25 protein-coding genes are annotated in these 25,697 nt (G+C 73.5%); 2 read left to right on the forward strand and 23 right to left on the reverse strand.

Annotated elements, in window-relative coordinates; translation table 11 throughout:
* Positions 1–13: 13 nt before the first annotated feature.
* On the reverse strand, positions 14–754 hold the full coding sequence (locus OOK41_RS02975; protein WP_117668202.1) for a hypothetical protein: 741 nt from the start codon (positions 752–754) through the stop codon (positions 14–16).
* Between the two features lie 164 nt (positions 755–918).
* Here OOK41_RS02975 and OOK41_RS02980 point away from each other — a divergent pair, with 164 nt between their 5' ends.
* Positions 919–2,127 (forward strand): arginine deiminase, encoded by a 1,209-nt coding sequence (locus OOK41_RS02980; RefSeq protein WP_117668203.1) that lies wholly within the window; start codon positions 919–921, stop codon positions 2,125–2,127.
* 63 nt (positions 2,128–2,190) lie between these two features.
* Here the strand turns inward: OOK41_RS02980 and OOK41_RS02985 are convergent, their stop codons facing one another.
* The 13 genes from OOK41_RS02985 to OOK41_RS03045 form a co-directional block, all read right to left on the reverse strand.
* A complete protein-coding gene (locus OOK41_RS02985) occupies positions 2,191–3,075 on the reverse strand; it encodes a DUF5926 family protein (RefSeq protein WP_266262880.1) in 885 nt (294 codons plus the stop codon).
* 85 nt (positions 3,076–3,160) lie between these two features.
* Positions 3,161–3,613, reverse strand: a complete 453-nt coding sequence (locus OOK41_RS02990) for an ATP-binding protein (RefSeq protein ID WP_266262881.1) — start codon at positions 3,611–3,613, stop codon at positions 3,161–3,163.
* 40 nt (positions 3,614–3,653) lie between these two features.
* Positions 3,654–5,108 carry a PAS domain-containing sensor histidine kinase gene (locus OOK41_RS02995; RefSeq protein ID WP_117668290.1) on the reverse strand — a complete coding sequence of 485 codons (1,455 nt, stop codon included), beginning with the start codon at positions 5,106–5,108 and terminating at the stop codon, positions 3,654–3,656.
* Between the two features lie 98 nt (positions 5,109–5,206).
* Positions 5,207–5,995 carry a glycerophosphodiester phosphodiesterase family protein gene (locus tag OOK41_RS03000; RefSeq protein WP_117668206.1) on the reverse strand — a complete coding sequence of 263 codons (789 nt, stop codon included), beginning with the start codon at positions 5,993–5,995 and terminating at the stop codon, positions 5,207–5,209.
* An 11-nt stretch (positions 5,996–6,006) separates the two neighbouring features.
* On the reverse strand, positions 6,007–6,342 hold the full coding sequence (locus OOK41_RS03005; protein WP_117668291.1) for a rhodanese-like domain-containing protein: 336 nt from the start codon (positions 6,340–6,342) through the stop codon (positions 6,007–6,009).
* Between the two features lie 89 nt (positions 6,343–6,431).
* The gene (locus OOK41_RS03010) at positions 6,432–7,370 is read right to left on the reverse strand and encodes an LCP family protein (protein WP_266267718.1); all 939 of its coding nucleotides are present in this window, start codon (positions 7,368–7,370) and stop codon (positions 6,432–6,434) included.
* Between the two features lie 192 nt (positions 7,371–7,562).
* Positions 7,563–8,765 carry an LCP family protein gene (locus OOK41_RS03015; RefSeq protein ID WP_266262882.1) on the reverse strand — a complete coding sequence of 401 codons (1,203 nt, stop codon included), beginning with the start codon at positions 8,763–8,765 and terminating at the stop codon, positions 7,563–7,565.
* A 225-nt stretch (positions 8,766–8,990) separates the two neighbouring features.
* Entirely contained in the window at positions 8,991–10,229 is a 1,239-nt protein-coding gene (locus tag OOK41_RS03020) for an LCP family protein (protein ID WP_266262883.1), read from the reverse strand.
* A gap of 77 nt (positions 10,230–10,306) precedes the next feature.
* Positions 10,307–11,284, reverse strand: coding sequence for an NAD-dependent epimerase/dehydratase family protein (locus tag OOK41_RS03025; protein WP_266262884.1), 978 nt, complete (start codon positions 11,282–11,284; stop codon positions 10,307–10,309).
* Between the two features lie 101 nt (positions 11,285–11,385).
* Positions 11,386–13,059, reverse strand: coding sequence for a cation acetate symporter (locus tag OOK41_RS03030; RefSeq protein WP_266262885.1), 1,674 nt, complete (start codon positions 13,057–13,059; stop codon positions 11,386–11,388).
* Positions 13,037–13,405 (reverse strand): DUF485 domain-containing protein, encoded by a 369-nt coding sequence (locus tag OOK41_RS03035; protein ID WP_266262886.1) that lies wholly within the window; start codon positions 13,403–13,405, stop codon positions 13,037–13,039. Before OOK41_RS03035 ends, OOK41_RS03030 begins: the two co-directional genes overlap by 23 nt.
* Before the next feature lie 223 nt (positions 13,406–13,628).
* Complete coding sequence (locus OOK41_RS03040; RefSeq protein ID WP_266262887.1) at positions 13,629–14,312, reverse strand: flavin reductase family protein; 684 nt, start codon at positions 14,310–14,312, stop codon at positions 13,629–13,631.
* A 118-nt stretch (positions 14,313–14,430) separates the two neighbouring features.
* On the reverse strand, positions 14,431–14,925 hold the full coding sequence (locus OOK41_RS03045; protein WP_266262888.1) for an SRPBCC family protein: 495 nt from the start codon (positions 14,923–14,925) through the stop codon (positions 14,431–14,433).
* A gap of 80 nt (positions 14,926–15,005) precedes the next feature.
* Between OOK41_RS03045 and OOK41_RS03050 the strand changes: the two genes are divergently transcribed.
* Positions 15,006–15,254 carry a hypothetical protein gene (locus OOK41_RS03050; RefSeq protein WP_266262889.1) on the forward strand — a complete coding sequence of 83 codons (249 nt, stop codon included), beginning with the start codon at positions 15,006–15,008 and terminating at the stop codon, positions 15,252–15,254.
* A 34-nt stretch (positions 15,255–15,288) separates the two neighbouring features.
* Here the strand turns inward: OOK41_RS03050 and OOK41_RS03055 are convergent, their stop codons facing one another.
* The 9 genes from OOK41_RS03055 to OOK41_RS03095 all read right to left on the reverse strand — a co-directional run bounded on the left by OOK41_RS03055 (position 15,289) and on the right by OOK41_RS03095 (position 25,681).
* A complete protein-coding gene (locus OOK41_RS03055; protein WP_266262890.1) occupies positions 15,289–16,977 on the reverse strand; it encodes an ABC transporter permease in 1,689 nt (562 codons plus the stop codon).
* On the reverse strand, positions 16,962–17,726 hold the full coding sequence (locus tag OOK41_RS03060) for an ABC transporter ATP-binding protein (protein WP_117668215.1): 765 nt from the start codon (positions 17,724–17,726) through the stop codon (positions 16,962–16,964). The genes OOK41_RS03055 and OOK41_RS03060 overlap by 16 nt, the downstream gene beginning before the upstream one ends.
* Positions 17,727–17,869: 143 nt before the next feature.
* The gene (locus tag OOK41_RS03065) at positions 17,870–19,528 is read right to left on the reverse strand and encodes a cation acetate symporter (RefSeq protein WP_266262891.1); all 1,659 of its coding nucleotides are present in this window, start codon (positions 19,526–19,528) and stop codon (positions 17,870–17,872) included.
* Between the two features lies 1 nt (position 19,529).
* A complete protein-coding gene (locus OOK41_RS03070) occupies positions 19,530–19,898 on the reverse strand; it encodes a hypothetical protein (protein WP_353962198.1) in 369 nt (122 codons plus the stop codon).
* A gap of 482 nt (positions 19,899–20,380) precedes the next feature.
* Positions 20,381–22,120 (reverse strand): DUF4153 domain-containing protein, encoded by a 1,740-nt coding sequence (locus OOK41_RS03075; protein ID WP_266262892.1) that lies wholly within the window; start codon positions 22,118–22,120, stop codon positions 20,381–20,383.
* Positions 22,121–22,203: 83 nt separating this feature from the next.
* The gene (locus OOK41_RS03080) at positions 22,204–23,265 is read right to left on the reverse strand and encodes an ATP-binding protein (RefSeq protein WP_266262893.1); all 1,062 of its coding nucleotides are present in this window, start codon (positions 23,263–23,265) and stop codon (positions 22,204–22,206) included.
* Positions 23,262–23,939, reverse strand: coding sequence for a response regulator transcription factor (locus OOK41_RS03085; RefSeq protein WP_266262894.1), 678 nt, complete (start codon positions 23,937–23,939; stop codon positions 23,262–23,264). The genes OOK41_RS03080 and OOK41_RS03085 overlap by 4 nt, the downstream gene beginning before the upstream one ends.
* A 160-nt stretch (positions 23,940–24,099) precedes the next feature.
* A complete protein-coding gene (locus OOK41_RS03090) occupies positions 24,100–24,846 on the reverse strand; it encodes a DUF5701 family protein (RefSeq protein WP_266267719.1) in 747 nt (248 codons plus the stop codon).
* A 73-nt stretch (positions 24,847–24,919) separates the two neighbouring features.
* A complete protein-coding gene (locus OOK41_RS03095) occupies positions 24,920–25,681 on the reverse strand; it encodes a LytTR family DNA-binding domain-containing protein (RefSeq protein ID WP_117668296.1) in 762 nt (253 codons plus the stop codon).
* Between the last annotated feature and the right edge of the window lie 16 nt (positions 25,682–25,697).

Genomic DNA, 25,697 nt, shown 5'->3' on the forward strand with positions numbered 1-25,697 from the left:
GTCGCCGGAGACGTTACCGGCGGTTGGCCGGCTTGTCAGCCGCCGTTCGGCCGTCGTCATACCACCGGTAGTCGGCGGCGGGACGGTACGTGCCGTTCATCCAGGTGCCGGGGTGCTGCGCGACCCGGGCCAGCTTGTCGGCGGTGGCGGGGCTGATCCGGTTGCCCCCGGCCACGAGCAGGCGGTCCAGCTCGCGGTGGGTGGCCATCAGGCAGTCCTTCGGCAGGCCGTACACGCTGATGACGCCGGAACCGACGAAGGTCAGCACCGGCGTCACCGGGATCGGCAGCCCCACCGCCTCGGAGAGCGCCTTGCTCGCCCGCTTGGCGTCCCGACGGGTCTCGGCCACGTAGGGCGGACGCTTGCCGTTGATCTGGACGACATCCCCCGCCACCAGCACCCGGGCCCGGCCGTGGTCGGCGATGGTCACCGCGAACAGGCCGCTCGGGCCGATCGCGAGGAAGCCGGCCCGGTCGTCCTGCCCCTGGTCGAGGAGGAGGTCCGATGTGTCCGTGCGGGGCCACTCGATGACGTGCCAGGCCGGCCCGAGGTGGTCGAGCCGGCCGAGGGCGCGTGCCCCGGCCGCCTCCAACCGGCGGGCGCCGCGCTCGGCGCGCCGGCGGCGAGCCCACTCCAGGGGGCTCGGACGGACCGGCTCGAGCGCCCCCGACGCCTCGGCGCGGGGGTGCGGCACCGAGACGGGCGGCAGTGCCCGCGAGGTGGGTGCGGCTCGACGTGCGGGAAAGACAGTCATCGCGACCTCCGGCAAAAGGTCCCTCGAAGTTATGTCCTCACTACCCTACGTCGTCGTACCGGGTACCCGGCAAGTCGGAGCGCCGGAGTGAGTGTGGATGAATGCCATATTCATCCACAGACGTTTTACCGGATGCCGCCAAACCCTGCCCTACCCTAGGCCGAGTGACCCACTACGTGGACAGCGAAGTCGGCCGCCTCGGCACGGTGCTGCTGCACCGACCCGGCCCGGAACTGGCCCGACTCACCCCGCGCAACAACGACTCGCTCCTCTTCGACGCTATCCCATGGGTGGGAAGGGCGCAGGAGGAGCACGACGGGTTCGCCGCCGCGCTGCGCGAGCGCGGGGTGGAGGTGCTCCACCTCGCCAGCCTACTGGCCGAGACGCTGGCCGTCGGCGAGGCCCGCGCCGAGCTGACCGAGCAGGTGCTCAGCTCGCCCCGGCTCGGCGACACCCTGCGCCGCCGGGTCGCCGACCACCTCGCATACCTCGACCCGGCCGCCCTCGCCGACGTGCTCATCGCCGGGCTCGCCCACGAGGAGCTGCGGATCAGCCAGGAGCGGCCGGGCGGGCTGGTCTACGCCCTGATGGACCGGCACGACTTCGTCATCGACCCGCTGCCCAACCTGCTGTTCACCCGGGACTCCTCACTGTGGATCGGGGACCGGGTCGGCGTGACCAGCCTGGCCATGCCGGCCCGGCGCCGGGAGACCACCATCACCGACGCGATCTACCGGCACCACCCGCGCTTCGTCGGCACGGAGTTCGTCTACCACCCCGGGCTGGAGCACCTGGAGGGCGGCGACGTGCTGCTGCTGGCCCCCGGGGTGCTGGCGGTCGGGGTGGGCGAGCGGACCACGCCCGCCGGGGCGGAGCGGCTCGGCCGGCAGGTCTTCGCCGCCGGGCTGGCGCACACCATCCTGGTCGTCCCGATCGCCCAGGAACGGGCCACCATGCACCTGGACACGATCTGCACGATGGTCGACGCCGACGCCGTGCTGATGTACGCGAACGTGGCGAGCACCCTGGCCGCGTACACGGTGGTGGCCGGGCCGGACGGCGAGCTGCGGGTGGACGGGCCCGCGCCGTTCCTGCGCGCCGCCGCCGACGCGATGGACCTCGACCAGCTCCGGGTCATCGACACCGGCCTCGACCCGGTCACCGCCGAGCGGGAACAGTGGGACGACGGCAACAACACCCTCGCCCTGGCCCCCCGGCTGTGCGTCGGCTACGAACGCAACACCGGCACCAACGCCCAGCTCGAACGGGCCGGCATCGAGGTCATCCCGATCGCCGGCTCCGAGCTGGGCTCCGGCCGGGGCGGCCCGAGGTGCATGTCCTGCCCCCTGGTCCGCGAGCCCCTGAACCGGTAGGGGGGAGGAAGCCCCTGCCGACGCCAGGCGTCGGCAGGGGCCCGCCGGCCCGGGACGGGCGGCTCAGCGGAGGGTGAGCTGACGGCCGAGCAGGCCGTGCCGGGCCCGGCGGCCCGCCGCGTCCAGCGGCTCCCCGGTCTCCAGCGCCTCGGCGTAGCGCTTGGCGAACTCGGTCACCGGCTCCTCCCACTCGGCGACCGGGACGTCCTCGGGCAGGTCCCAGACGGGCACGAGGCGGCCGTGCGCGCGGAACATGCCGGCGAACTTCGTGTTCCCGCCGAGGGGCAGCGTGCCCGCCGCGCTCAGCCGGGCCAGCGCGTCCAGGGCGGCGTCCTCGTCGTCGGGGAGCACCCAGCGCACGTGCGCCTTCTCCGGCACCTGGCACCAGTACGCGGCCCGGGCCGCGGCGAGCCGCACGGTCGGGTAGATCGCGGCGTTGGCCCGCTCCAGCGAGGCCTGGACGGTGGGGTCGTCGGCCGCCCCCGGGTCGAGCCAGAACTCGAAGCCCTCGTGCATGGTGACGTCCAGCGGCCCGTCGACCAGGATGTCCTGGAGCCGGGGTCCGGGTCCCGGCAGCGGCGGCACCGCGACCGGCTTGCCGGGCTCGGCGCGCAGCGCGCAGAGCAGCGCCTCGGCCAGGTCCCGGGAGACGTCACCGGACTGCTGGTGACGCTGGAGACCGACGAGGACCCGGCCGTCGGACTTAGCGATCGCCGGGGCCGCCATGGGCAGCACGGTGGCCAGGGTGACCGGCCGGTCGCCGTGCTCCTCGACCAGCTCGGGGGCGAGCCGCAGCGGCGCGGACGCGGCCGGGACCAGCTCGCGCAGCGCGATCCACTCCGGCTCGTCGGTCAGCCCCTCGAACGGTCGGGGGACGAAGATGTCCCGCACCTTCTCCCGCTTGGGGGTGGCTTCGGCGGGCCGCTGGCTCTTTCGACGCTTGCTCACGGCGAACCAGCCTAGAGGCCCCGCCGGAGGCGGCGGACCCGGCCCACCTCGCGGAACGCCCCGACCCGCTCGGGGCGGGACCGGGTCAGCCGGCGGCGACGAGGTCCGGGCGGGGGGTGCCGGCGGGGTCGAACTCGGCCCAGACGCTCTGCCCGAGGCCGTCCCGGTCGACGCCCCACCGGGTGGCCAGGCCGGAGACGATGTGCAGGCCCCGGCCGTCGACGGCGTCCGGGCTGGCGGCCCGCATCCGGGGCCCGGTGCCCGCCCCGCCGTCGGTGACCCGGAGCTGGACGAGGTGCCCGTCGCCGGGGACCGGGCTCAGCCGCCAGGCCACCCGCACCACCCTGCCGGGGAGCGGGTCGGCGTGCCGGATCGCGTTGCCGACCAGCTCGGCCAGGACGGCTACCAGGTCGGCCAGGAGCACCGTGGGGACGAGACCGGTCAGCTCGTCGGCGAGCCGGTGCCGGGCCAGGCGCGCGCCGGTGGGGTGGTGCGGCACCACCACGCACCACGACCGCTCGACCGGCCCTGAAGTCACCGCGCTCCTTCACGCCTTCCGGGTGGCGGCCCGGCCGCGCTCACGCGCGCGGCAGCCGCACCTCCGCGACCGTACCGCCACCTGCCCTCGGCCGGAGGGATACCCATCCATTCTGCTGCTCGACGATCCGGCGGACCAGGTACAGGCCGAGCCCGGCACCCGGGTAGCCCCGGCGGTCGCCGGACTCGCCCTGCCAGAACCGGTCGAAGGCCCGCTCCACGTGCTCCGGCCGGATGCCGATGCCCCGGTCGCTGACCCGGAACGACACGGTCTGGTCGTTGCCGGTGGCGGCGATCTCGATCGGGGAGTCGGGCGGGGAGTACTTGTCGGCGTTGGTGCCCAGCTCGGTCAGCACCGTGGTCAGGCTCTGCCGGTCGCCGACCGCCTTCGGCAGGCCGGCCGGCACGTTCAGCACGATCCGGCGGCGCAGGTCGGCGGGCAGGTCCGCCACCGCCGACCGGAGCGCGTCGCCGAGGTCGAACTGGGCCGGCGGCTCACCGGGGCGTCCCTCGGTGGCGGAGGCGAGCAGCCGGTCGACCAGCCGGGCCAGCTCGTTGGCCCGCTGCCCGATGACCTGGGCGGCCTGCCGCCGGTCGACATCGGTCAGCGAGTCCCAGTGGTCGGTGAGGGTGTCCGCGTACCCCTTGATGACGGTTACCGGCGTGCGCAGCTCGTGGCTGGTGACCGCGACGAAGAGGTCCCGGTCCTGGTCGCGTAGCTGCTGGTCGGTGATGTCCCGGAAGGTGACCACCCGCAGCGCGCCGGGGCCGGGCAGCTCACCCGAGGTGATCTTCAGCCAGCGGCCGTCCGGCAGCCGGTGATCGAGGACCTGACCGGACGGGGGGAGCGGGAACGGCAGCGGACGGTTCAGCGCCTCGGCGACCGAGAGGCCGGTCACCTCGGCGGCGGCCGGGTTCCACAGCCGGACGTGGCCGCCCCGGTCGACCACGGCCAGCCCGTCGGCCAGCGCCGCCACCACCGGACCGTCGCCGTGCACTGGCAGGCCGCTCTGGTCGCCGTACATGTGCGCGATGCAGGCGGCGATGTACGCCATCACCTCGTGCTGCCGGTCGGCCGTCGAGTCGTCGTGGTCGAGGTAGAAGGCGTGCAGGCTGCCGACGGTGAGCCCGCCGATCTCGGCCCGCGCGACCACCATCCGACGCAGCCCCCGGTCGGTCAGCTCCTCGCCGATCGGGCCGGGGATCCGGTCCACTCGGATGTCGCGGACGCGGGCACCGGAGAGCAGGCAGACGGTGGCGGGGTCGGTGGGCGACACCGGGCGGCCGACGGCCCACTCGGCGCCCCCGGTCGCGGCGATCACCCGGCCGCCCGCGGGCGCGAACTCCACGAACGCCGTGCTGACCGCCCCGACGGTCGGCTGCACCACCTGGAGCAGCCGGTTCAGGACCGGCAGCCCGGCCTCGCCAGAGTTGATCATCTCGATCACCCTGCCATGGCCGGCGATGAGAGCGGCGAGGTCGGTGCGCTCCGGCATGTCCCGAGTGTGCCGTGCTGACCCGTACATCGACACCCCTGGCTGCTCGGTCACCCGGGCCGGGCCGCCGAGCCAGCGGGTCATTCCGCCCCGGGGACTCATCGGCCCAGCCGGGCCAGCGCGTGGGCCGGCCGGTCGGTGATGATCCCGTCGACCCCGGCGTCGAGCACCAGCTCCAGGTCGGCGGGTTCGTTGACGGTCCAGACGTACACCTGGTTGCCGGCGGCGCGTAGCGCGGGCACCAGCCGCGGTCGGGCCCGCACCAGCCCGATCCCCGGCCCGGCGATCCGGGTGCCGGGCGGCAGCCGCCCGGGTGGCAGCCAGCGCGGCAGCACGTCCAGCAGCAGCACCGTGGGCAGGCCGGGCGCCAGGTCGTGGACGCGGCGCACGGCGAGCGGGGAGAAGGACATCACGGTGACCCCGACCGGGCTGCCCGCCCCCGGCTCCGCCAGGCCGTACCGGCGCAGCAGGGCCACCAGGCGGCGCTCGACGTCCCGGCCGTACCGGGAGGGGTGCTTCGTCTCGACCAGCAGCCGGACCGGCCGGCCGGCGGCCAGCACGGCGTCCAGCAGCCGTTCCAGGGTGAGCAGCCGGGTGTGCGACTCGTCGGGCGGCTCGTCGCCGTCCGGAGGGGCGCAGCCCGGGTGCCAGGAGCCGAAGTCCAGCGCCTCCAGCTCGGCGAGCGTGCGGGCGCTGACCAGGCCGGTGCCGTTGCTGGTCCGGTCCAGCCGCCGGTCGTGCACGCAGACCAGGTGACCGTCCCGGGTCAGCCGGACATCGCACTCCAGCCCGTCGGCGCCCTCGTCGAGGGCCCGCAGGTACGCGGCGAGGGTGTGCTCCGGCAGGTCGGCCGAGGAGCCGCGGTGGGCGAAGACGAGGGGACCCATGCCCGTCGCTCTCAGATGACCTGGCCCGGCCGCCCGCCCGTATCGACCACAGGTCGCCCGACGGCGGCCCACTGGCGCATTCCGCCGTCGGCGTTGCGCACCTGGTCCCAGCCGTTGTTCATCAGGTAGGCCACCACCTGCGCCGAACGGCCGCCGGAGCGGCAGATCACCGCCACCTCGCGATCGGTCGGGACCTCGGCCAGCCGGGCCGGCAGCTCCATCATCGGCAGGTGGTGGGCGCCGGGCGCGTGCCCGGCGGTCCACTCGTCGTCCTCCCGGACGTCGAGCAGGTAGGTGTCGTCGGTGATCTCGGTCACGGGCACGGTGGGAACCTGGGGTCCGAACACGGTCACCAAGCCTAGATCCTCACCGGACCGGAGCGGCGGGCGACGTGCGGAAGAGGTCGGCGCGCCGTGCGACCCGGCCCGTGGCGCGGTCAGAGCCGGGTGATCCACCGGGGGTTGGCCTGGGCCCAGTCGGGCATCCGCTCCCGCCGGGCGGCGTCGAACAGGTCGTTCCCCCCGCCGTCGAGCACCACGTAGGAGACCTCGTCGATGGTCTCCGGGTGGGAGGGGACCTGGACGCCGGTCAGCGCGTCCGGGGGCAGGTCGCGCAGGGCGAGCGCCAACTCCTCCAGGGGCACCCCGTTGGTGTCGATGGTCAGCGACGCGCCGACCGCCCGGATCAGCCGGTCCAGCCGCACCGGGTCGCGTCGCAGGTTCGTCTCGCCGGCCCGGTCCAGCATCGCCCGCAGGAGTTGCTGCTGGTGGCGCTGCCGGTCGTAGTCGCCGCCGGGCAGGTCGTACCGCTGGCGGACGTAGTCCAGCGCCCGGGCGCCGTCCATCTGCTGGCAGCCGACGGGGAACAGGGTCCTGGTGTGGATCGAGCGGACCTCGGTGTCGACGCACATCCGGATCCCGCCGAGCAGGTCGACGACCTGCCGCAGCCCGGCGAAGTCGATCAGGGCGGCCCCGTCGAAGCGCAGGCCGGTGAGCCGGGCGAGGGTGGCCGAGAGCAGCCGGACCCCGGCCTCGCCGCCGCCCCCGTGCTCGTATGCGGAATTGATCTTGTCGCTGCCGCCGGCCCAGCCGTTCGGCGCGGGCGGGATGGCCACCAGCAGGTCGCGCGGAATGGAGATCAGGTACGCCCGTTTCGTGCCGGCCGGCACGTGCACCACGAGGACGGTGTCCGACCGCTGGTCGTCCCCGGTGGCGCCGGGCCGCTGGTCCGAGCCGACCAGCAGGTAGTTCAGCGCGTCGTCGAGGTGGGTCCGGTCCCGCCGGGCAGTCGGGTCGAGCAGCTGCTCCCGGGTCACCGTGCGCTCGTACCGGTGGCTCAGGATCTTGATCCCGGCCACCGCGGCGGCGGCCAGCAGGGCCAGGGCCAGGCCGGCCCCGAGCAGGGCCCGGCTCCACCGGGGTACGCCCCGGCGGGTCGGCCCGCGCCGCCCCTGTCCGGTTCGCCCTGACCTGACCGTGACGCCCCCCGTCGCCGTACGTGAAACTTGCTCACATCAGGCTACGGGGGGCGGCTTGGCCGGCGGGTGACTTTCGCTCAGGTCGGACGGCTACTTGCGGGTCGACAGCACGCCCGGGTTGGCGTACACGAACTCGGCGAGCTTGTCTTCCTTGATCGCCTGGAACATCTCCATGGTCTGCGGGCTCAGCGACTCCTTGGTGCCCGAAGCGTTGGCGTGGAAGGTGCCGCCGTTGGTCCGCAGCATGGTCAGGTCGTTGCCGGTGACACCGCGCATCGTGTAGATGAGGTCGATGACGGGTACCCCGCCGGTGTCCAGGACGAACGCCTTGCCGGCCGCCTTGATCAGCCCGTTGAGCTTCACCGGGTTGGTCAGGGTGCCGTTCTCGGTCGCCTTCTTCGCCATCGCCTTGATGAGCTGCTGCTGGTTCTGCTGCCGATCGTAGTCGCTGTTCGGCAGGCCGTAGCGCTGCCGGGCGTAGTCGAGGGCGGCCCAGCCCTTCATCTCCCGGCAGCCCTTCTTGTGCACCACCGGGGTCATCGTCCTGCCGGTCTTCTTGGCGTCGGCGTTCCACATCGGCTTGCCGTCGACGTACGACATGTGGTGCGACTTGACCTCGTGGCTCACGCAGATCCGTACGGTGCCCAGGGCGTCGATGACGCCCTTGAATCCGCCGAAGTTGATGATCGACGCACCGTCGAAGCTGATGCCGGTCATCTTCTTGATCGTCTTCGCCATGAGCTGCGCGCCACCCTCCCAGCCGCCCCCGTTCTGGGCGCCGAACTGGAACGCAGAGTTGATCTTGTCCAGGCCGTGCCCCGGGATCTCCGCCTCGGTGTCGCGTGGGATCGAGATCAGGTACGCCTGGTCGTGCGAGGCGGGGATGTGCAGCACGATGATGGTGTCCGCCCGGACGTCGTCGGCGGCCCAGCGCTCCCGGGCGTCCACGCCGAGCAGCAGCATGTCGATCGGGCCCTCCAGGTTCGCGCCGCCCTCGGCGTCGGACTTGCCGGCGTCGCCGAGCAGGTTGCGCTGGGCGATGTTGCCGGTGGCCTGGCCGATGAGCGCCTTGCTGCCCACGATGGCGATGCCGCTGGTCATCATCAGCACCGCGCCGAAGGCCACGGTGAGGCGCGCCCACAGGGGATCCTTGCGGCGGGTCCGCTTCTTCGCGGGGCCGCCACCGGGGCGCTTGCCGCCGCGGCGGGGCTGCGAGGGGACGACCGACGGGATCCGTGCGGCTGCGCCGACGGGCTCCAGCGACGGGGGGCGACGGCTGGCTTGAACCGGCATGCGTGCTCCAGCTCGCGTTTTCGGGGGGCGGGGGCGGGACCACTGTACGTACCGCTTCCCGTCATGGCGAGTTCGTCACGCGGTTATTTGTCGTTCTCCCGGCCGTCTCTTGTGGGAATTGCCCGAACGTCCAGGTCGATGCAACCGGTCGGCGGTTTGGCCCCCGGTGAAGGGGGTTCGACCGCCGACCGGCGATGACGTCCGTCGAAGTAACGGGTGTCTGTGTCAGTTCCCGTTACCCGTGCCGTCGGCCGGCTGGTTGGCCTTCACCCAGTCGGCCATCGTGTCCGCCGACATGGCCTGGTACATGGTCAGGGCCTTCTCCCGGTCGGAGACCACCACCGACTCCCCATTGATCGTCTCGCTGCCCGAGTTCGGGCTGGTGACGAAGATCAGGTTCTCCCCGCGCAGGCTGCGGAACTGCAATGCCATGTCGACCAGCGAGAATCCCTGGTCCACCGTGACCGCGTCGGTCACCGACTGGAGGAAGGCGTTCAGCTTCTTCGGTTTGGTCAGCGTCCCCGTGCTGGCCGCCTTGTCCATCAGCGCCTTCAGGAATTCCTGCTGGTGGCGCATCCGCGCGAAGTCGCCGTCGGGGAACTGCTTGCGCTGCCGGATCCAGTCCAGCGCCTCGGCGCCGTTCATGTGCATGGTGCCCTTGGTGAACTTCCGGAACGGCTTGTGGATCGACGTGACCGACCGCTCCACCTTCAGGTCGACCCCGCCGAGGGCGTCGGTGACCTGCTTGAACCCGGCGAAGTCGATCGCCAGCACGTGGTCGATCCGCACGTCGGTGAAGCACTCCACCGTCTTCACGGCCAGCGGCAGGCCACCGAACGCGAACGCCGCATTGATCTTCGCCCGCTGGCCCGAGGCGCACTCCGACTGGGCGTTCTCGGGGATCGGCACGTACAGGTCGCGGGGGATGGAGACCAGGTAGGCGGACTTGTGGTCGGCCGGGATGTGCATGACGATGATCGTGTCCGCCCGCCACTGGCTCTGCTGGTCCACCGGGGCGTCCGGGTCCCGCGAGTCGCTGCCGACCAGCAGGATGTTCAGCGCGCCGTCCACCGCCTTGGCCGGGCGACCGCCCGTCAACTCCGAGAACGGGTCGGTGCGGGCCAGGTCGTTGTTCAGGTTGCGGGTGTAGAGCCAGGCGCCCGCCCCGCCGAGCAGCGCGAGCACCAGCACCGCCACGCCGGCCACCAGGCCGATCCGGCGCCACTGCGGGCGCGGCCCGCGCCCGCCCGGCCGCCCCGGCCCGCGGGGACCGGTGGGGCCGCCGGGGCCGCCCGGCCCGCCGAAGCCACCGCCCGGCGACCGGTCGCCGGGCGAGGGGTACCGCTGGGCGTCGGGCACGCGGGCGCGTCCCGGGGAGCCCTGGCCGGGGCCGGGGACCGAGGCGCGTCCGGCGCTGCGAAGCAGGTGCGGGAGCGGGACGCCGGCGGGAGTGGTCGCTGACATGTACCCGAGGGTACGTAGCTCCGTCGAGCGCCGCCGCGAAGTGCAGGTCGCCCGGCGGGGCGACCTTCGCCGGGCGGCTACCCTAGCCGCTCGCGGAAGTACTCGATGGTGCGCCGGAGGCCGTCTTCGGGCGCCACCGACGGCTCGTAGCCGAGCAGTTCACGGGCGAGGGTGAGGTCCGGTCGGCGCATCTCCGGGTCGTCGGCGGCCCGGGTGACGTACGTCACCTGTGAGGTGCTTCCGGAGAGTGACACGACCAACTCGGCAAGTTGCCGCATGGTCAGCTCGTGCTCGGTGCCGCAGTTGACCGGGCCGGTCTCGGTCGAGTCGAGCAGCAGCAGGATGCCGCGCACCAGGTCCTCGACGTAGCAGATCGACCGGGTCTGGTTGCCCGTGCCGTGCACCGTGATCGGCTCGCCGCGCAGCGCCTGCGAGATGAACGTCGGGATGGCCCGGCCGTCGTCCGGCCGCATCCGCGGGCCGTACGTGTTGAAGATCCGCACGATCGCGGCGTCCAGCCCCCGGTACCGGTGGTACGCCATCGTGGCCGCCTCGGAGAACCGCTTCGCCTCGTCGTAGACGCTGCGCACGCCGATCGGGTTGACGTTGCCCCAGTACGTCTCGCGCTGCGGGTGCTCCTTCGGGTCCCCGTACGCCTCGGAGGTGGAGGCCATCAGGAACCGGGCCCCGTCGGCGACCGCGCGGTCCAGCAGGTGCAGGGTGCCCACCGAGCCGACCCGGAGGATCTCCACCGGCAGGGTGGCGAAGTCCGTGGGGCTGGCCGGCGAGGCCATGTGCAGGATCGCGTCGAACCGCTCGGCCAGCGCCGGGTGGTGGGTCGGCAGCCCGTCGGAGATGTCCGCCTCGACCAGCGTGAAGGTCGGCTTCTCCAGCAGGTGGGCGACGTTGTCCTTGGAGCCGGTGACGAAGTTGTCCAGCACCACCACCGTGCAGCCGCGGGCGACGAGGGAGTCCACCAGGTGCGACGGCACGAAGCCGGCACCGCCGGTGACGAGGACACGGTGACCGGAGCCGAAGCGCGGAGCGACCTTCATGCGGCCAGCCTACAGAGGTGAGGAGGGGCCCCCTGCCAACGCCTCGGCGTGGCAGGGGGCCCCTCGACAGCTCGGCCGGTGCGGTGCCGAGCGGGTCCGACTCAGTGCGCGCCGGCGCCGGTGAGCGCGCGCACCTCCAGTTCCGCGTACTTCTTCTCGTCGTGCTCATTCGAGATCATGGTGCCGATCCACCCGCACAGGAAGCCGAACGGGATGGAGAGGATGCCCGGGTTGGACAGCGGGAACCACTGCCAGTCGTGGTCCGGGAACATCGAGTTCGGTGCCCCGGAGACCACCGGCGAGAAGAACACCAGGACCACCGCGGCGAGCAGGCCGCCGTAGATCGACCAGACCGCGCCGGAGGTGTTGAACCGCCTCCAGAACAGGCTGTAGAGAATCGCCGGCAGGTTGCCCGAGGCGGCCACCGCGAACGCGAGCGCCACCAGGAAGGCCACGTTCAGGCTCTGCGCGTAGATCGACAGCGCGATCGACACCGCGCCGATGACCAGGGCCGAGAGCCGGGCGACCCGGACCTCCTGGCGTTCCGACGCCTGCCCCTTCTTGATCACGTTGGCGTAGAAGTCGTGCGCCAGGCTGGACGAGGAGGCCAGGGTCAGTCCGGCGACCACCGCCAGGATGGTGGCGAAGGCGACCGCCGCGATGATCGCCAGCAGGGTCGCGCCGCCGAGGTCGCCGCCGAAGAAGTCCCTGCCGAGGGCCTCGGCTAGCTGTGGCGCGGCCGTGTTGCCGGCCTTGTCCTGGGCGACGATGTCCTTGCCGCCGACCAGCGCCGCCGCGCCGAAGCCCAGGGCCAGGGTGAGCAGGTAGAACGCGCCGATGATGCCGATCGCCCAGAGCACGCTCTTGCGGGCCGCCTTGGCCGTCGGCACGGTGTAGAAGCGGATCAGGATGTGCGGCAGGCCGGCCGTGCCGAGCACCAGCGCGATGCCGAGCGAGAGCAGGTCGACCTTGTTGTAGAACGTCTGCGTCGCGTCGCCGGCCACCTCGACGCCGTACCGCAGGCCCGGTTCCAGGAAGGCGCTGCCCTTGCCGGAGGAGGCGGCGGCGTCGCCGAGCAGCGACGACAGGTTGAACTTGTACTTCGCCAGCACCAGCAGCGTCATCACCAGCGCGCCGGTCATCAGCAGGAACGCCTTGACGATCTGGACGTACGTGGTGCCCTTCATGCCGCCCACGGTGACGTAGATGATCATCAGCGCGCCGACCATGATGATCGTGGCGACCTTGGCGGTGTCGGCGTCCATGCCGAGGAACGTCGTGCCCGGCCGGATGCCGAGCAGCAGCGCCACCAGCGCGCCCGCGCCGACCATCTGGGCCAGCAGGTAGAAGATCGACACGGTGATGGTGGAGACCGCCGCCGCCGTCCGGACCGGGCGCTGGCGCATCCGGAACGCCAGCACGTCCGCCATCGTGTACCGGCCGGAGTTGCGCAGCAGTTCGGCGACGAGCAGCAGCGCCACCAGCCAGGCGACCAGGAAGCCGATGGAGTAGAGGAAGCCGTCGTAGCCGTAGAGGGCGATGATGCCGGCGATGCCGAGGAAGGACGCCGCCGACATGTAGTCGCCGCCGATCGCCATGCCGTTCTGGAAGCCGGAGAAGGACCGGCCGCCCGCGTAGAAGTCGGTGGCGGTCTTGGTCTGCCGGCTGGCCCACACGGTGATGGCCAGGGTGATCGCCACGAAGACCAGGAACAGGGTGATGGTCAGGTTGCGGGCGGTGCCGCCGCCCGCCTCAGCCGCGAGGACCGTGTTCACGGTGCACCTCCCCGATCTCGGCGCGGATCCGGTCGGCGACCGGATCGATCTTCCGGTCGGCGAACCGGGAGTAGAGCCAGGCGATGAGGAACGTGGAGACGAACTGGAGCAGGCCGAAGACCAGGGCGACGTTGATGTGGCTGCCGAACAGCCGCGTGCCCATGAAGTCCCGCGCGTACGCGGAGAGGATCACGTAGAGCGCGTACCAGAGGAAGAACGCGACGGTCATCGGGAAGACGAAGCCGCGCAGCGCGCGACGCAGGCCGGCGAACTCGTCCGACCGCTGCACGGCGAGGTACCGGTGAGCAGCGGACGCCGTCTCCGGCGCGGGTGTGTCCGTGGACATCTGTGGATCACCACCTTCACAGGCGTGGGGAGTTTCGCGCACGGTAGGAACCGCGCCCCTCAGCCGGGAAGGCGTGGATCGACCGCGGTCGACCACTGCGCCGAACGGTCGCCTGTCTGCGCCGAGTGACCCACGTCACTCCGGTGACCGGCGGCCGGTGAGAGTCCCCACGTCGGCGAGGTGGCGGCCTCCCCCGCCCGCGTCGCCGACCTGGTCCAACCGCTCAGGTCAGCTCGTGGTACCGGCCCCGGTAGTGCAGGAGGGGGGTGGTCTCCTCGGCCAGGGTGACGGCCTCGATGGTGGCCTCGACCAGCAGCGCCCAGCCGTACTCGCGGGCGGTGTCGAGCCGGCAGCCGGTCCAGCCGCCGGCGTCGGCGGGGACCGGGCCGTACTCCGTGTCGGTCCACCCGCCGGTGGCGAAGAGGCCGCCCGGCGACGGGAACAGGCCGGCGAACCGGTCGGCCAGCTGCCGGTGCGCCGGGCCCAGCGGCGTGACCGCGAACCGTCCCGCCTCCTCGACCGCCGCCCACAGGTCCGACTCCGGGTCGACCAGGCCGAGCAGCCGGTCCGGCTCGCCCTCGGCGACCAGCGTGGACGACACGGTCAGGCCGGCCGGCCCGGGCGCGGTCCAGAGCGTCACCGGAGCCGCGAGGCGGCCCCGCAGCCGACGGGCCGGGGACTTCTGCCCGGCGGGCACGGCGAACGGGTCGGTGTGGTGGATCTCGGCACCCGGCTGATGATTCACGTGAAACATTGTGCCGCCCCGGGCGCGCGCCCAGCCCAGGAACCGCTCGTGCAGGCCGGCCCGGCGCTCGTGGCCCCCGAGCTGCGCGAGCTGGTCGCCCGCCTCCGCCATCAGGTGTCCCAGGTAAACCAGCAGCGCCGTCCGGTTTCCTCGGTGCTCCACCCGACGCCTGGCGCAGCTTCATCCACCGGGCGAAGTCCTAGCACCAATGATCGTTTGCACGTAATGGAGAACGACACGCCGTGTTCTTGTCGTTTTTCGACAGACGATCGAGGAAACGTCACTCGTCGGTGGTGAGGGAGCGGCGGGCGGCGGCCAGCACCTCCGGGTCGGCGCAGCCGGCGGCGTACCCGGCGATCCGGCGGCGGATGTCCCGGCCCAGCAGCCACACCCCGACCCGGTCGGCGACCGGGCGCAGGAACGCCGGCCGGCAGCGGAAGCTGTACCGCCAGGTGGCGACCGACGTGCCCGGCTCCGGGCCCGGCGCGAACCGCCAGCCGCCCGCGAACATCTCGAAGAACCACGGCCCCCGGACCATCTTCATCCCGACGTGGCTCGGCGGCGCGAAGGAGACGTACTCGCTGACCATGACCAGGCCGTGCCGGGACCGGGTAAACGTGCGCACGCCCTTGCCGGGGCGGGTCGCCCCGTCGGTGAAGTGCTGCTCGCGGACGAACGGGTCCCAGCGGTAGCGGACCGGGGCGACGGTCTGCGACACCGCGAAGGCCAGCTCGGGCGGCACCGGGACGGTGACCAGCGACTCGACGACGGGCATCGGCCCATTGTGCCGCCGCCCGCCAACCCGTGCAGGAGGACGGCCGGCGGCGGGTGCGCGGGGGCCTTATCGTGCCGGGCATGACCCCAATGACGCCGCAGAAGCTCGCCCAGACCCGCATCCTCGACGTCAACACCCTGGCCCGCAACGAGGTGGACCTGCGGACCTACCCGCACCGGCACCTCGTCCTGGTCGCCCGCCCCGCCCTGACGCACAGCGGCGTCACCCAGCTGATGGAGGGCGTCGAGTACCTGTGCCAGTTCGGGTGGGAGTTGGTCAACGTCACCGACGGGAACCCGCTCTTCTACGCGTTCCTACGCCGCCGCTGACCCGTGGCCCGCACGCCGCCGTCGGCGGGGGGCGTCAGCGGCGCGGGGTCACGGCCGTCAGCAGCTCCGAGGCCCGCCGGTCGAGCACGTCCCCGGCGAGGTACGTCCCGAGCAGCGCCGCGCCCAGCCCGTACGCGAGGCCCAGCGGCAGGGCCAGCCAGAGCCAGGCGTCGCCGAGCAGCGCCGCCGCGACCACCATCGGCACCGCGGCGGCTGCCGAGCCGATCATCGACAGCACGGTGAGGAGGCCCTTCGCCAGCCCGGCCCCGCTGTTCATCGCGAACGGGTTGCTCGTCTCCGGCAGCGAGTACGCCCCGAGCACCGAGACGAGCGAGTTGATCGCCAGCCCCACCCCGTACGAGGCGAGCAGGGTGCCGGCCAGCAGGCCCAGCCACGCCGGCCGGCCCAGCACCACCACCAGGACGACCGCGACGACGGCCAGGATCGGCAGCACGTACACCGAGAACGCCGTCGCCCGGGCGCGCAGCTCCAGCCGGCCCGGCACCCCGGCGACGACGTTCGCCGCGTACGCGCTGCCGTCGAAGCCGAACTGGTTGGCCAGGGTGACCGAGGCGAGCACCCCGACGAAGAGGACCGAGAGGCTGGCCAGCACCGGGGAGGAGCTCGGGGCGGCGAACTCCATCCCGCTCTCCGTCGAGAAGCTCGTCCCGCCGAAGTTGACCATCACCGGCACGAAGATCCCGATCACCGCGAGCGTGATCAGGTTGGCCCGCCGCCGGGCGTCCCGCCACCAGTAGCGGCACTCCCGCGCGACCAGCGCGCCGAACCGGTCCCGCCGGGCCCAGCCGAGAGCCCGGGGGAAGAGCTGCGTCACCGCGCCGCCGACCGGGCCGCCGCGGGCCTTCGCCGTGCCCCCGCTGGCCGCCCCCACCATCGCCGACTCCAGCGACCGGGACCACCACCACAGCAGCGCCCCGATGCCCGCCGCCGTGATCAGCAGCTTCAGCGGGGCCGCCCACGCCCGCCCCTCGGCCACGTCGATGCCGACCGTCCACGGGGCGCCGAACGGGGTCCAGCCGACGACGCGGGCCACCCCGGCCAGCCGGTCCCAGTCGGCCTGCCGCAGGGCGGCCAGCCCCACGAGCTGCAACGGGCCCAGCAGCGCGGCGAGCACCGCGAGCAGCACGGCTGCCAGGTCACGTACCCGGCGGGACCGCAACATGGTGGCGAACGCGCTGGTCACCGCCCGGCTCGCGGCGACGCAGAGGACCAGCCCGGCGGCCACCCCGACGGCCGCGACCAGCGCCGCCGCCCACCCGCCCAGCATGCCGGCGGTGAGCACCAGACCGAGGGTCGCGATCAGCACCGCCACCGTCGGGACGCTGACCAGCGCGGCGGCGAGCAGCCCGGTGACCAGGGTGCGTCGGGTCAGCGGCAGCAGGGCGAACCGGGCCGGGTCGAGCGTCTCGTCCACGCCGAAGAAGACCAGCGGCAGCAGCAGCCAGCCGAGCACCAGCAGGCCCCCGCCGAACGCGGCGACCATCAGCGCGTACCTCGGCTCGCCGGCCAGCCCGGGGGCCGCCAACAGGAAGAACCCGGTGGCGGCGAACCAGAGCCCGGCGATCACGCCGCCCACGAACATCGCGATCCGCCAGCCCTGGCCGCGGAAGTTGTTGCCCATCACCCGCAGCTTGAGCCGGACGAAGTGCCGGGCCGAGACCGGTCGGGACCGTTCGGCGGGCGCGGTCACCGGGACAGCCATGCCAGCTCCTCGCCCGTCGCGGTGCGCCCGCCGACCACCTCGACGAACACGTCCTCCAACGAGCGGTCGCCGCGCACCTGGTCGAGGGTGCCGACCTGCTTGATCGTCCCCTCGGCGAGGATCGCGACGTGCGAGCAGAGCCGCTCCACGACCTCCATCACGTGGCTGGAGAAGACCACCGTCCCGCCGCCGACGACGTACCGGTGCAGGATGTCGCGGATCAGCGCCGCCGACACCGGGTCGACCGCCTCGAACGGCTCGTCGAGCACCAGCAGCCGGGGCCCGTGCAGCAGCGCGCAGGCCAGGCCGATCTTCTTCTTCATGCCGGCGGAGTAGTCCACCACCAGGGTCCGGCCGGCGTCGCCGAGGGCGAGCACGTCGAGCAGCTCCGCCGCCCGCTGGTCGACCACCGCCGGGTCCATGCCGCGCAGCAGGCCGTGGTACGCCAGCAGCTCCGCCCCGCTGAGCCGGTCGAACAGGCGCACGCCGTCCGGCATCACGCCGAAGAGTTGCTTCGCCCGGACCGGGTCGGTCCACACGTCGTGCCCGAGCACCCACGCCCCGCCCGCGTCCGGGCGGAGCAGCCCGACCGCCATGGACAGGGTGGTGGTCTTGCCGGCGCCGTTCGGGCCGAGCAGCCCGTAGAACGAGCCGGCCGGGACGTCGAGGTCAACGCCGGCCACCGCCACCTTGCCGTCGAACCGCTTGGCGAGGCCACGCAGCGCGAGCGCGGGGTGCTGATCAGTCATGCTCCGACGGTATCCGGCCGGGACGAGCGACCGCTCCCGCCACGGGACGAGCCCGGCCTCCTCCTCTGGCAGGAGGCTGGGTCCGGCGCGCGGCTGACCAGGCCGTCCAGGGGCAGCACGCCCTCCTCCCGCTACGGCGGGCGTCAGGAAGGGGCCCTTCCCTCGGCGCGCAGCGCCTCGGGGGAGTGCAGGCGGAGCATGGTGCCGGCGATGTCGGCGGGGAGCCGGCGGCGGGTCGCCGCCGACACCGCGACCATGACCGTGAAGGCGAGCGGGACCGTCCAGGCGGCCGGCTGCGTGGTGAGCGTGGCCGGCCAGCCGGACAGTGGCGGCCCGAGCACCGTCACCAGCACCGCCCCGACGGCCGCGCCGCCGCCGACCAGCACCCCGGCGGCGGCGCCCACGTCGGTCAGGCCGCGCCACCAGATGCCCAGCACCAGCAGCGGGCAGAAACTGGACGCGGCGACCGCGAAGGCCAGGCCGACCACCTGGGAGACGTCCAGCCCCGAGACGTTCAGCGCGAGCAGCGCCGGCACCCCGCCCGCGATCACCGTGGCCAGCCGGAAGCCGCGTACCGAGCCGCGCCCCAGCACGTCCGTGGAGATCACCCCGGCCACGCTGGTGAGCAGCCCGGACGAGGTGGACAGGAACGCGGCGAACGCCCCGGCGGCGACCAGCGCGGCGAGCAGCCGGCCGGTCGTGCCGTCCCCGAGCGCCGCCCCGGGCAGCAGCACCACCACCGCGTCGGTCTGCCCGGTGACAAGCAGTTGCGGAGTGTAGATCCGGCCCAGCACCCCGTACAGGGTGGGCAGCAGGTAGAACGCGCCCACCAGAGCCAGCACCACCAGGGTGGTGCGCCGGGCCGCCGCGCCGTCCGGGTTGGTGTAGAACCGGACGAGCACGTGCGGCAGCCCCATGGTGCCCAGAAACGTGGCCAGGATCAGCGAGTAGGTGGCGAACAGCCCCCGGTCGTCGTCCCCGGCGGTGTCCGGCAGCAGCCAGTCGGCGGCGTCGATGGCCGTGCCGGAGACCTGCGGCACCGGGTCGCCGGCCGCGAAGTCGAGACGGTCGCCGGGGCGTACCTCCCGGGCGTCGCCGTCGGGGAAGGTGAGGGTCGCGCGGTGCTCGACCACGACGGTGGTCGCGGTCCGGAACGCCGGCCCGTCGGGCGGGGTCACCGCCGGGCGGGCGTCGGCCTGCCACTGCAACACCAGGAAGATCGCGGGTACGGCGAGCGCGGTGAGCTTCAGCCAGTACTGGAACGCCTGGACGAAGGTGATCGCCCGCATCCCGCCCAGCGCGACGTTCGCGGTGACCACCACCGCCACCAGCACCGCTCCGACCGGGTAGGCAGCCCCGGTCAGCGTGGCCAGGGTCAGCCCCGCCCCCTGGAGCTGCGGCACCAGGTACAGCCAGCCGATGAAGATCACGAACACGGTGGCCAGGGTGCGCAGCCGGCGCGAGCCGAGCCGCAGCTCGCAGAAGTCCGGCAGGGTGAACGCGCCGGAGCGGCGCAGCGGTGCGGCCACGAACAGCAGCAGCGCCAGGTAGCCGGCGGCGAAGCCGACCGGGTACCAGAGCACGTCCACGCCGTACTTGAGGATCAGCCCGGCCACGCCGAGGAAGCTCGCCGCCGACAGGTACTCGCCACCGATCGCGGCGGCGTTCCAGGTCGGGCTGACCGAGCGGGAGGCGACCAGGAAGTCGGAGGTGGTGCGGGCCAGCCGCAGCCCGTAGAAGCCGATCCCGACGGTGACCAGGGTGACCGCGACGATCGCCGGAACGACGTACCCGTTGGCCATCTCAGCGCTCCGGCCGCTGGACCAGGTCGGTGAAGTCCTGCTCGTTGCGCTCCGCCAGCCGCACGTACGCCCAGCCGACCGCGATCAGGAACGGGAAGGAGACCACCCCCAACAGCAGCCAGGGCAGGTTCACCCCGAACACGGTGACCCGGCCCACCGCCGGTGCGATGGCGAACAGCCAGGGCAGGCCGCCCAGCCCGATCAGCACCACCAGGCTCAGCCGCAGCGCCAACGCGAGCTGGGCCCGGACCAGCCCCCGGACCAGCGCCTCGCCCACCCGGGTCTGCTGGGCCAGCTCGGCCCGGGCCCGGTCCGCGCCGGGCTCCCGGCGGGACACCTCGGCCAGCACGATCCGGGTCCGGCCCGGCACGACCGGCACCCGACCCGACGGCCCGGTCACGGTCACCGGCGGCCGGCCGGGCGTCCCGCTGCAGGTCGATGGGGCCCGGCCGGCCGTCCCGCCGGGGGGCACCGGCGTCCGGCCCGGCGTTTCGCCTCGGGCCGCTGGCGTCCGGCCCGGTGTTTCGCTTCGGGCCGCTGGCGTCCGGCCCGGTGTTTCGCTTCGGGCCGCTGGCGTCCGGCCCGGTGTTTCGCTTCGGGCCGCTGGCGTCCGGCCCGGTGTTTCGCTTCGGGCCGCTGGCGTCCGGCCCGGTGTTTCGCTTCGGGCCGCCGGCGTCCGGCTCGGGGCGTCCGGTGACCCGGCCGGGCCTGGGGCCCGGGGTGGCGGTACGGGATCGTCGGGTGCGGCCACCCCGGCAGTCTCGCCCGATCGGCGGGATTGTCAAGGGCGCCCGTGCGGTGGCCGTCCACCGCGCGGTGCCGGGTCCGTGCCGGCCGTCCGCGTGCCGGGCCTCACCGGTAGCGGGGGGTGGGGCAGGTCAGGGCCGTCGCCCCTGTCGGCGCCGATCCCAGCAGTTCGCGGGCCGCCGCCCGGCCCAGGTTCGCCGTCCGGACGTGGTCGATCGGCAGCTCGAAGGCGATGTCCCGCAGCGCACAGGAGCGCAGCGGCTCGGGCAGCCGGTCCAGCGCCGGCACCGCGTCGGCGGAGAGCCGGGAGACGTACTCCACGTCGATCATTCCGGTCAGCCGGTACCGGTCGACGTTGCGCTCGGCGATCAGCCGGTCCGGGTTGACGGCCGCCAGCCCGAGCAGGGCGAGCACCGCCGTACCCACCACCAGCGGCGGCAGCCAGCCGGCCCGCAGTCGCACGACGGCCACGCCGACCAGGACGAACAGTGCCCCGAGCCACAGCTCGACGGCGGCCACCACCAGCCGTAGCCGGGTCGCTCCGTACGCGTCGGCGTACACCTGCATCCGGTACAGCGCGGAGGCGACCACGACGAGGCTGAGCGCGGTGAGCGTGCCGAGCAGGAGTCGGAACAGGAGCCGGTCGGCTCGGGTGGTCCGGGGCGCCCACCGGGCGGTCCCGGCGATCACCAGCAGGGTGAGGGCGGAGACCGCCAGCAGTTGCCAGAAGCCGCCCCGGGCGTACTGGGCGTAGCTGAGGCCGGCGGTGCGCAGCACGTGGGCGGAGCCGCCGAACAACACGGTGAGCTGCACCAGCACGAACGCGGCGAACAGCGCGTCGAGCAGGGCCAGCGGCACCACCCACTCCAGCCGGCGCACGGGCCGGGCCGGGGCGGCCCGCAGCCCGTCCAGGTCGGCCGGCGCCGCCAGCAGGTACGCCGCGCCGAGCAGGCCGGCGCCGATCAGCGCGCAGCGGAACAGCCAGCCGACCGTCGCGCCCACCGACACCTCGGGCAGCAGGTCCGTCACCAGGTCGGCGAAGACCGCGTCGGCCGAGGAGAAGAGCAGGCCGAAGACGAGCAGCAGCGCCACCGACGCGGCGACGGTGGCGAGGCCGCGCCCGACCGTCGATCCGCCGGGGCCGGACCGGGGCAGCCCGCGTCCCGCCCAGGAGAGCGCCCGGAACGGGGCCGCCGGGGTGATCGAAGCGGCCGTGAGCATGCCCAGCGGTGTCCGGCCACCCGCCACGGCGAGGACGCCGGTGACCACGGCGGCGAGCAGGCAGAGCACGAAGAGCCAGCCGGCCGCCCGGACGTACCCGACCGAGACGAGGGCGATGGTGGCGGTGGCCCAGACCAACCGTTCCGGTGCTCGGCCCGCCGCCCGCCCCGGCGCCCCCGTGGCGTCGGGACGGGCGGCGGTTCGGACCGTCGTCTCAGGGGAGCTGATCGGGCCGGGCGGTGGATCGGGCACCGGGCCGTGCGTCGAGCCGCCCGGTGCGGGGTCCCGGCGTCCCGTGCCGGCCGGGACGAGCGCGGCGGTCGCGGCGAGCACCGCCACCAGCCAGCCGAGCCCGGGTCGGTCGAAGGGGACGGAGAACGCCGCCACCACGGCGGCCACGGCCACCGCGCCGAGTACCACGGGCCGGGCCGGCCCGTTCGGCCCAGGCCACCGCCGCTCGAAGAAGGACGGTGGCCGCGGCGGCACCCCCGGCCGGGGCACCCCGGAGGCCACCTGCCCCCCACCGCCCGCCACCACCTGCTGCCCGCTCGCGACCGCCACTCCCCCCTCGATCATGGACTCGTGCTGGGGTACGTCTGCTGATTTGTCGCTCTTGTCGGGCACCACAACTCCTTGATCGACGCCGAGGGGAAGGGGGAGGGAGGGAGGGGAGGGGGGAGGGAGGGAGGGGAGGGCGGAGAGGGAGGTTAGGGGTGGGTGGGGTGGGGGAGGGACACGCGGATGCGGCAGCCGGGGTGGGCGCCTGGGTGGGGTGGGTGGGGGTCCAGGACGGCGATGGCGCCGCCGTGCAGCTCCACCACCCAGCGCGCGATCGCCAGGCCCAGTCCGGTCCCGCCGCCCCCCGACCGGTCGCCCCGGGTGAACCGCTCGAAGACCCGGGAGCGCTCGGCGACCGGGATGCCCTCGCCCTCGTCGGTGACCTCGAAGTGCAGGTGGTCGTCCCGCTCCTCCGCGCCGACCAGCACCGTTCCGCCCGCCGGGCTGTGCCGGGCGGCGTTGTCCAGCAGATTGGCGAAGACCTGGTGCAGCCGCGACGGGTCCGCGTACACGGTCAGCGGGGCCGGCAGCGGGTCGAGCCGGAAGCGGACGTCCCGCCCGACCCCGGCGGCGGTCGCCGCCGCGTGCTCCACGGCCTCGTCAAGGAAGTCGGCGACGTCGATCTGTGTGCGGCGCAGCGGCACCACCCCGGCGTCCAGCCGGGACAGGTCGAGCAGGTCGGCGACGAGGTGGCTGAGCCGCTCGGTCTGGGCCAGTGCGGTGCGCAGCGCGGCCGGTTCGGTCGGGGCGACGCCGTCGACCAGGTTCTCCAGCACCCCCCGCAGCGCGGTGATCGGCGTACGCAGTTCGTGCGAGACGTTCGCGATCAGCTCCCGCCGGCGCTGGTCGGCCGCGGCGAGGTCGGCGGCCATCTTGTTGAACGCGTGGGCCAGCTCGCCGACCTCGTCGCGGGAGGTGGCGCGGACCCGCCGGGAGTAGTCGCCCCGGGCCATCGCCCCGGCCGCCGCGGTCATCTCCCGCAGCGGGGAGGTCATCCCGTGCGCGAGCACCTGCGAGGTGAGCAGGGCCAGGCCGATCGCCGTCGCCGAGGTCATCGGGGGCAGCCAGCCGATGGCGTGCCAGAAGTAGGCCAGGCCGGCGGCGCCCGAGGTGACCAGCAGGACGCCCAGCTTCACCTTGATCGAGCGAACCGGGTCGAGCGGCCGGGGCAGCACCCGGTTCAGCCAGGTCACCAGCCGGTCGGTGGTCACGGCTGAGCCTCCAGCGCGTAGCCCACGCCGTGCACGGTGCGGATCAGGTCCGCGCCGAGCTTGCGGCGCAGGGCCTTCACGTGGCTGTCCACCGTCCGGGTGCCGGCGCCTTCCGCCCAGCCCCACACGTCGGCGAGCAGCCGCTCCCGGGGCAGCACCGCACGCGGCCGGCCGGCGAGGTGCACCAGCAGGTCGAACTCGGTGGGGGTCAGGTGCACCTCGACGCCGTCCCGCAGCACCCGGCGCTCGGCCTGGTTGATCTCGACGTCGCCGACGGTGAGCGTCGCGGGTCCGCCGGCCGCCGCCCGCTCGACCCGGCGTAGCAGCACGTGCACCCGGGCGGCCAGCTCCCGCATCGAGAACGGCTTGGTGAGGTAGTCGTCCGCCCCGACGGCCAGCCCCACGAGCAGGTCGGTCTCGTCGTCGCGGGCGGTCAGCATGAGGACGGGCACCGGCCGGTCGCCCTGGATCCGCCGGCACACCTCCAGGCCGTCGAAGCCCGGCAGCATGACGTCGAGGACGACGAGATCGGGCTGCCAGGTCCGGAACCGGTCCACGGCGCTGGGCCCGTCCCCGGCGATCTCCACCGTGAAGCCCTCGGCCCGTAGCCGGGTGGCGACCGACTCGGCGATCGTCCCCTCGTCCTCGACCACCAGCACCCTGCGTTCCCTCATGGGAGGTGACTGTAGGCAGGGGCCGTGGAGATCGGTGGGGCACGTTGTGAACAACCTGTGGAGAACTCTCCACACCTGTGGATAACCCGGTGGACAACGCGGGTGAGCCAGCCTTCGGGCAAGGTCGCCGTGGACGAACGGGACGAAGGTCCCCGTAGGTTCAGTCCAGGCCGATCCGTTCGGGGCGGGCGGAGGCGGAGCCGAGCCAGGTGTGCGGGTTGCCGTGCCAGCACCAGCCGAGCTTCGGCGCGCCCTGGCTGATCCACAGTGCCGGCACCCGGCGGTCCCCGCACCGCGACCCGACCAGCGAGAAGCACTTGTTCGGGGCCAGCGCGGCCGGGAAGTGGGTGACGAAGGCGATCCCTTCGTCGATGCTGATCGGCAGCCGGCCGACGGGCGTCATCGCCTCGACGGCGGCGGCGGGCGTCAGGTTGCGGAACTCCTCCCCCCGGTTGACGTCGAACAGCAGGTAGGCCGGCCCGGCCGGCAGCTCCAACTCCCTGATCGGCTCGAACTTCGGCAGGTCGTCGAGGGGGAAGTTCCTGTCGAGGAAGCCGGGCTTGCGCTTGCCGGCGAGGGTGGTCAGGGCGAGGCGGTCCGGCACGGGCACCAGGTCGCGGGTGACCACCAGCAGGAACGGCACCCGCGCCTCGGTGGGCGGCGGCAGTTCGGCCGCGCCGGCCACGGCGGCGGCCCGCAGCGGCGCGACCAGTTCGGTGAACCGGTCGACGGTCCAGCCGGCGAGGGCCGGGTAGCCGAGGCGGACGAGGTTGGCGACCTGCCGGTCGAACTCGACGCCGGTTTCGAAGCCGCCGGTTTCGATGACGCCGGTTTCGATGACGCCGGTTTCGACGACGACGGTGCGGTCCAGGTCGGTGGTGCGGTCTGGGTCGGTGGTGCGGTCCATGACGGTCACGGTGGCCTCCCGGGAGTCGGACGTCTACCGTACAACGTACGGCGGCGTTTCGGCTGTTCCCGGCTCAGCGGTTCCAGTCCTGCTTGGCGGCGCGGACCAGCTTGTCCTTCAGCTCCCTGGTGTGCCGCCGGCTGACCGGCAGCTCCGTGCCGTCGAGCACCACGACGTAGCCGGAGTTGACCAGGCGCAGCTCGGCGATCAGCTTCAACTGCACCAGGTACGACCGGTGGATGCGCACGAATCCCGCGTCCGCCCAGCGCTCGGCGAGGGTGGCCAGCGAGACCCGGACCAGGTGCGAACCGTCGGCGGTGTGCAGCCGGGCGTAGTCGCCCTGCGCCTCCACCCAGCGCACCGCCGAGCGGGGCAGCATCCGGGTGGTGCCGGCCAGCTCGACCGGGATCGTCGGGTCCTCCTCCGCCCGGGCCAGCGCCGCCGGGTGCGTCGGCACCACCCGGGCGCCGACGACCCGGCGCAGCGACTCGGCCAGCCGCTCGGCCCGTACCGGCTTGCGCACGTAGTCCGTCGCGCCCAGGTCGAAGGCGTCCACCGCGCCGTCGTCGTACGCGGTGACGAAGACGATCGCCGGGGGCCGGGCGAACCGGCGCAGCACCCGGGCCAGCTCCATGCCGTCCAGCCCGGGCATCCGGATGTCCAGGAAGACCACGTCCACGTCGCCGTCGCGGAGCACCCGCAGCGCCTCGGTGGCGTCCCCCGCCGTGTGCAGCCGGGCCACCCGGGGGTCGGCCCGCAGGTGGTACGCCAGCTCGTCCAGCGCCGGCGGCTCGTCGTCGACCGCCAGCACCCGCAGGAAGGCGCCGGTGGCCAGCCCGGCGGGGCCGGAC

This window comes from Micromonospora sp. NBC_01655, from assembly GCF_026339755.1.
Classification (GTDB): Bacteria; Actinomycetota; Actinomycetes; order Mycobacteriales; family Micromonosporaceae; genus Micromonospora.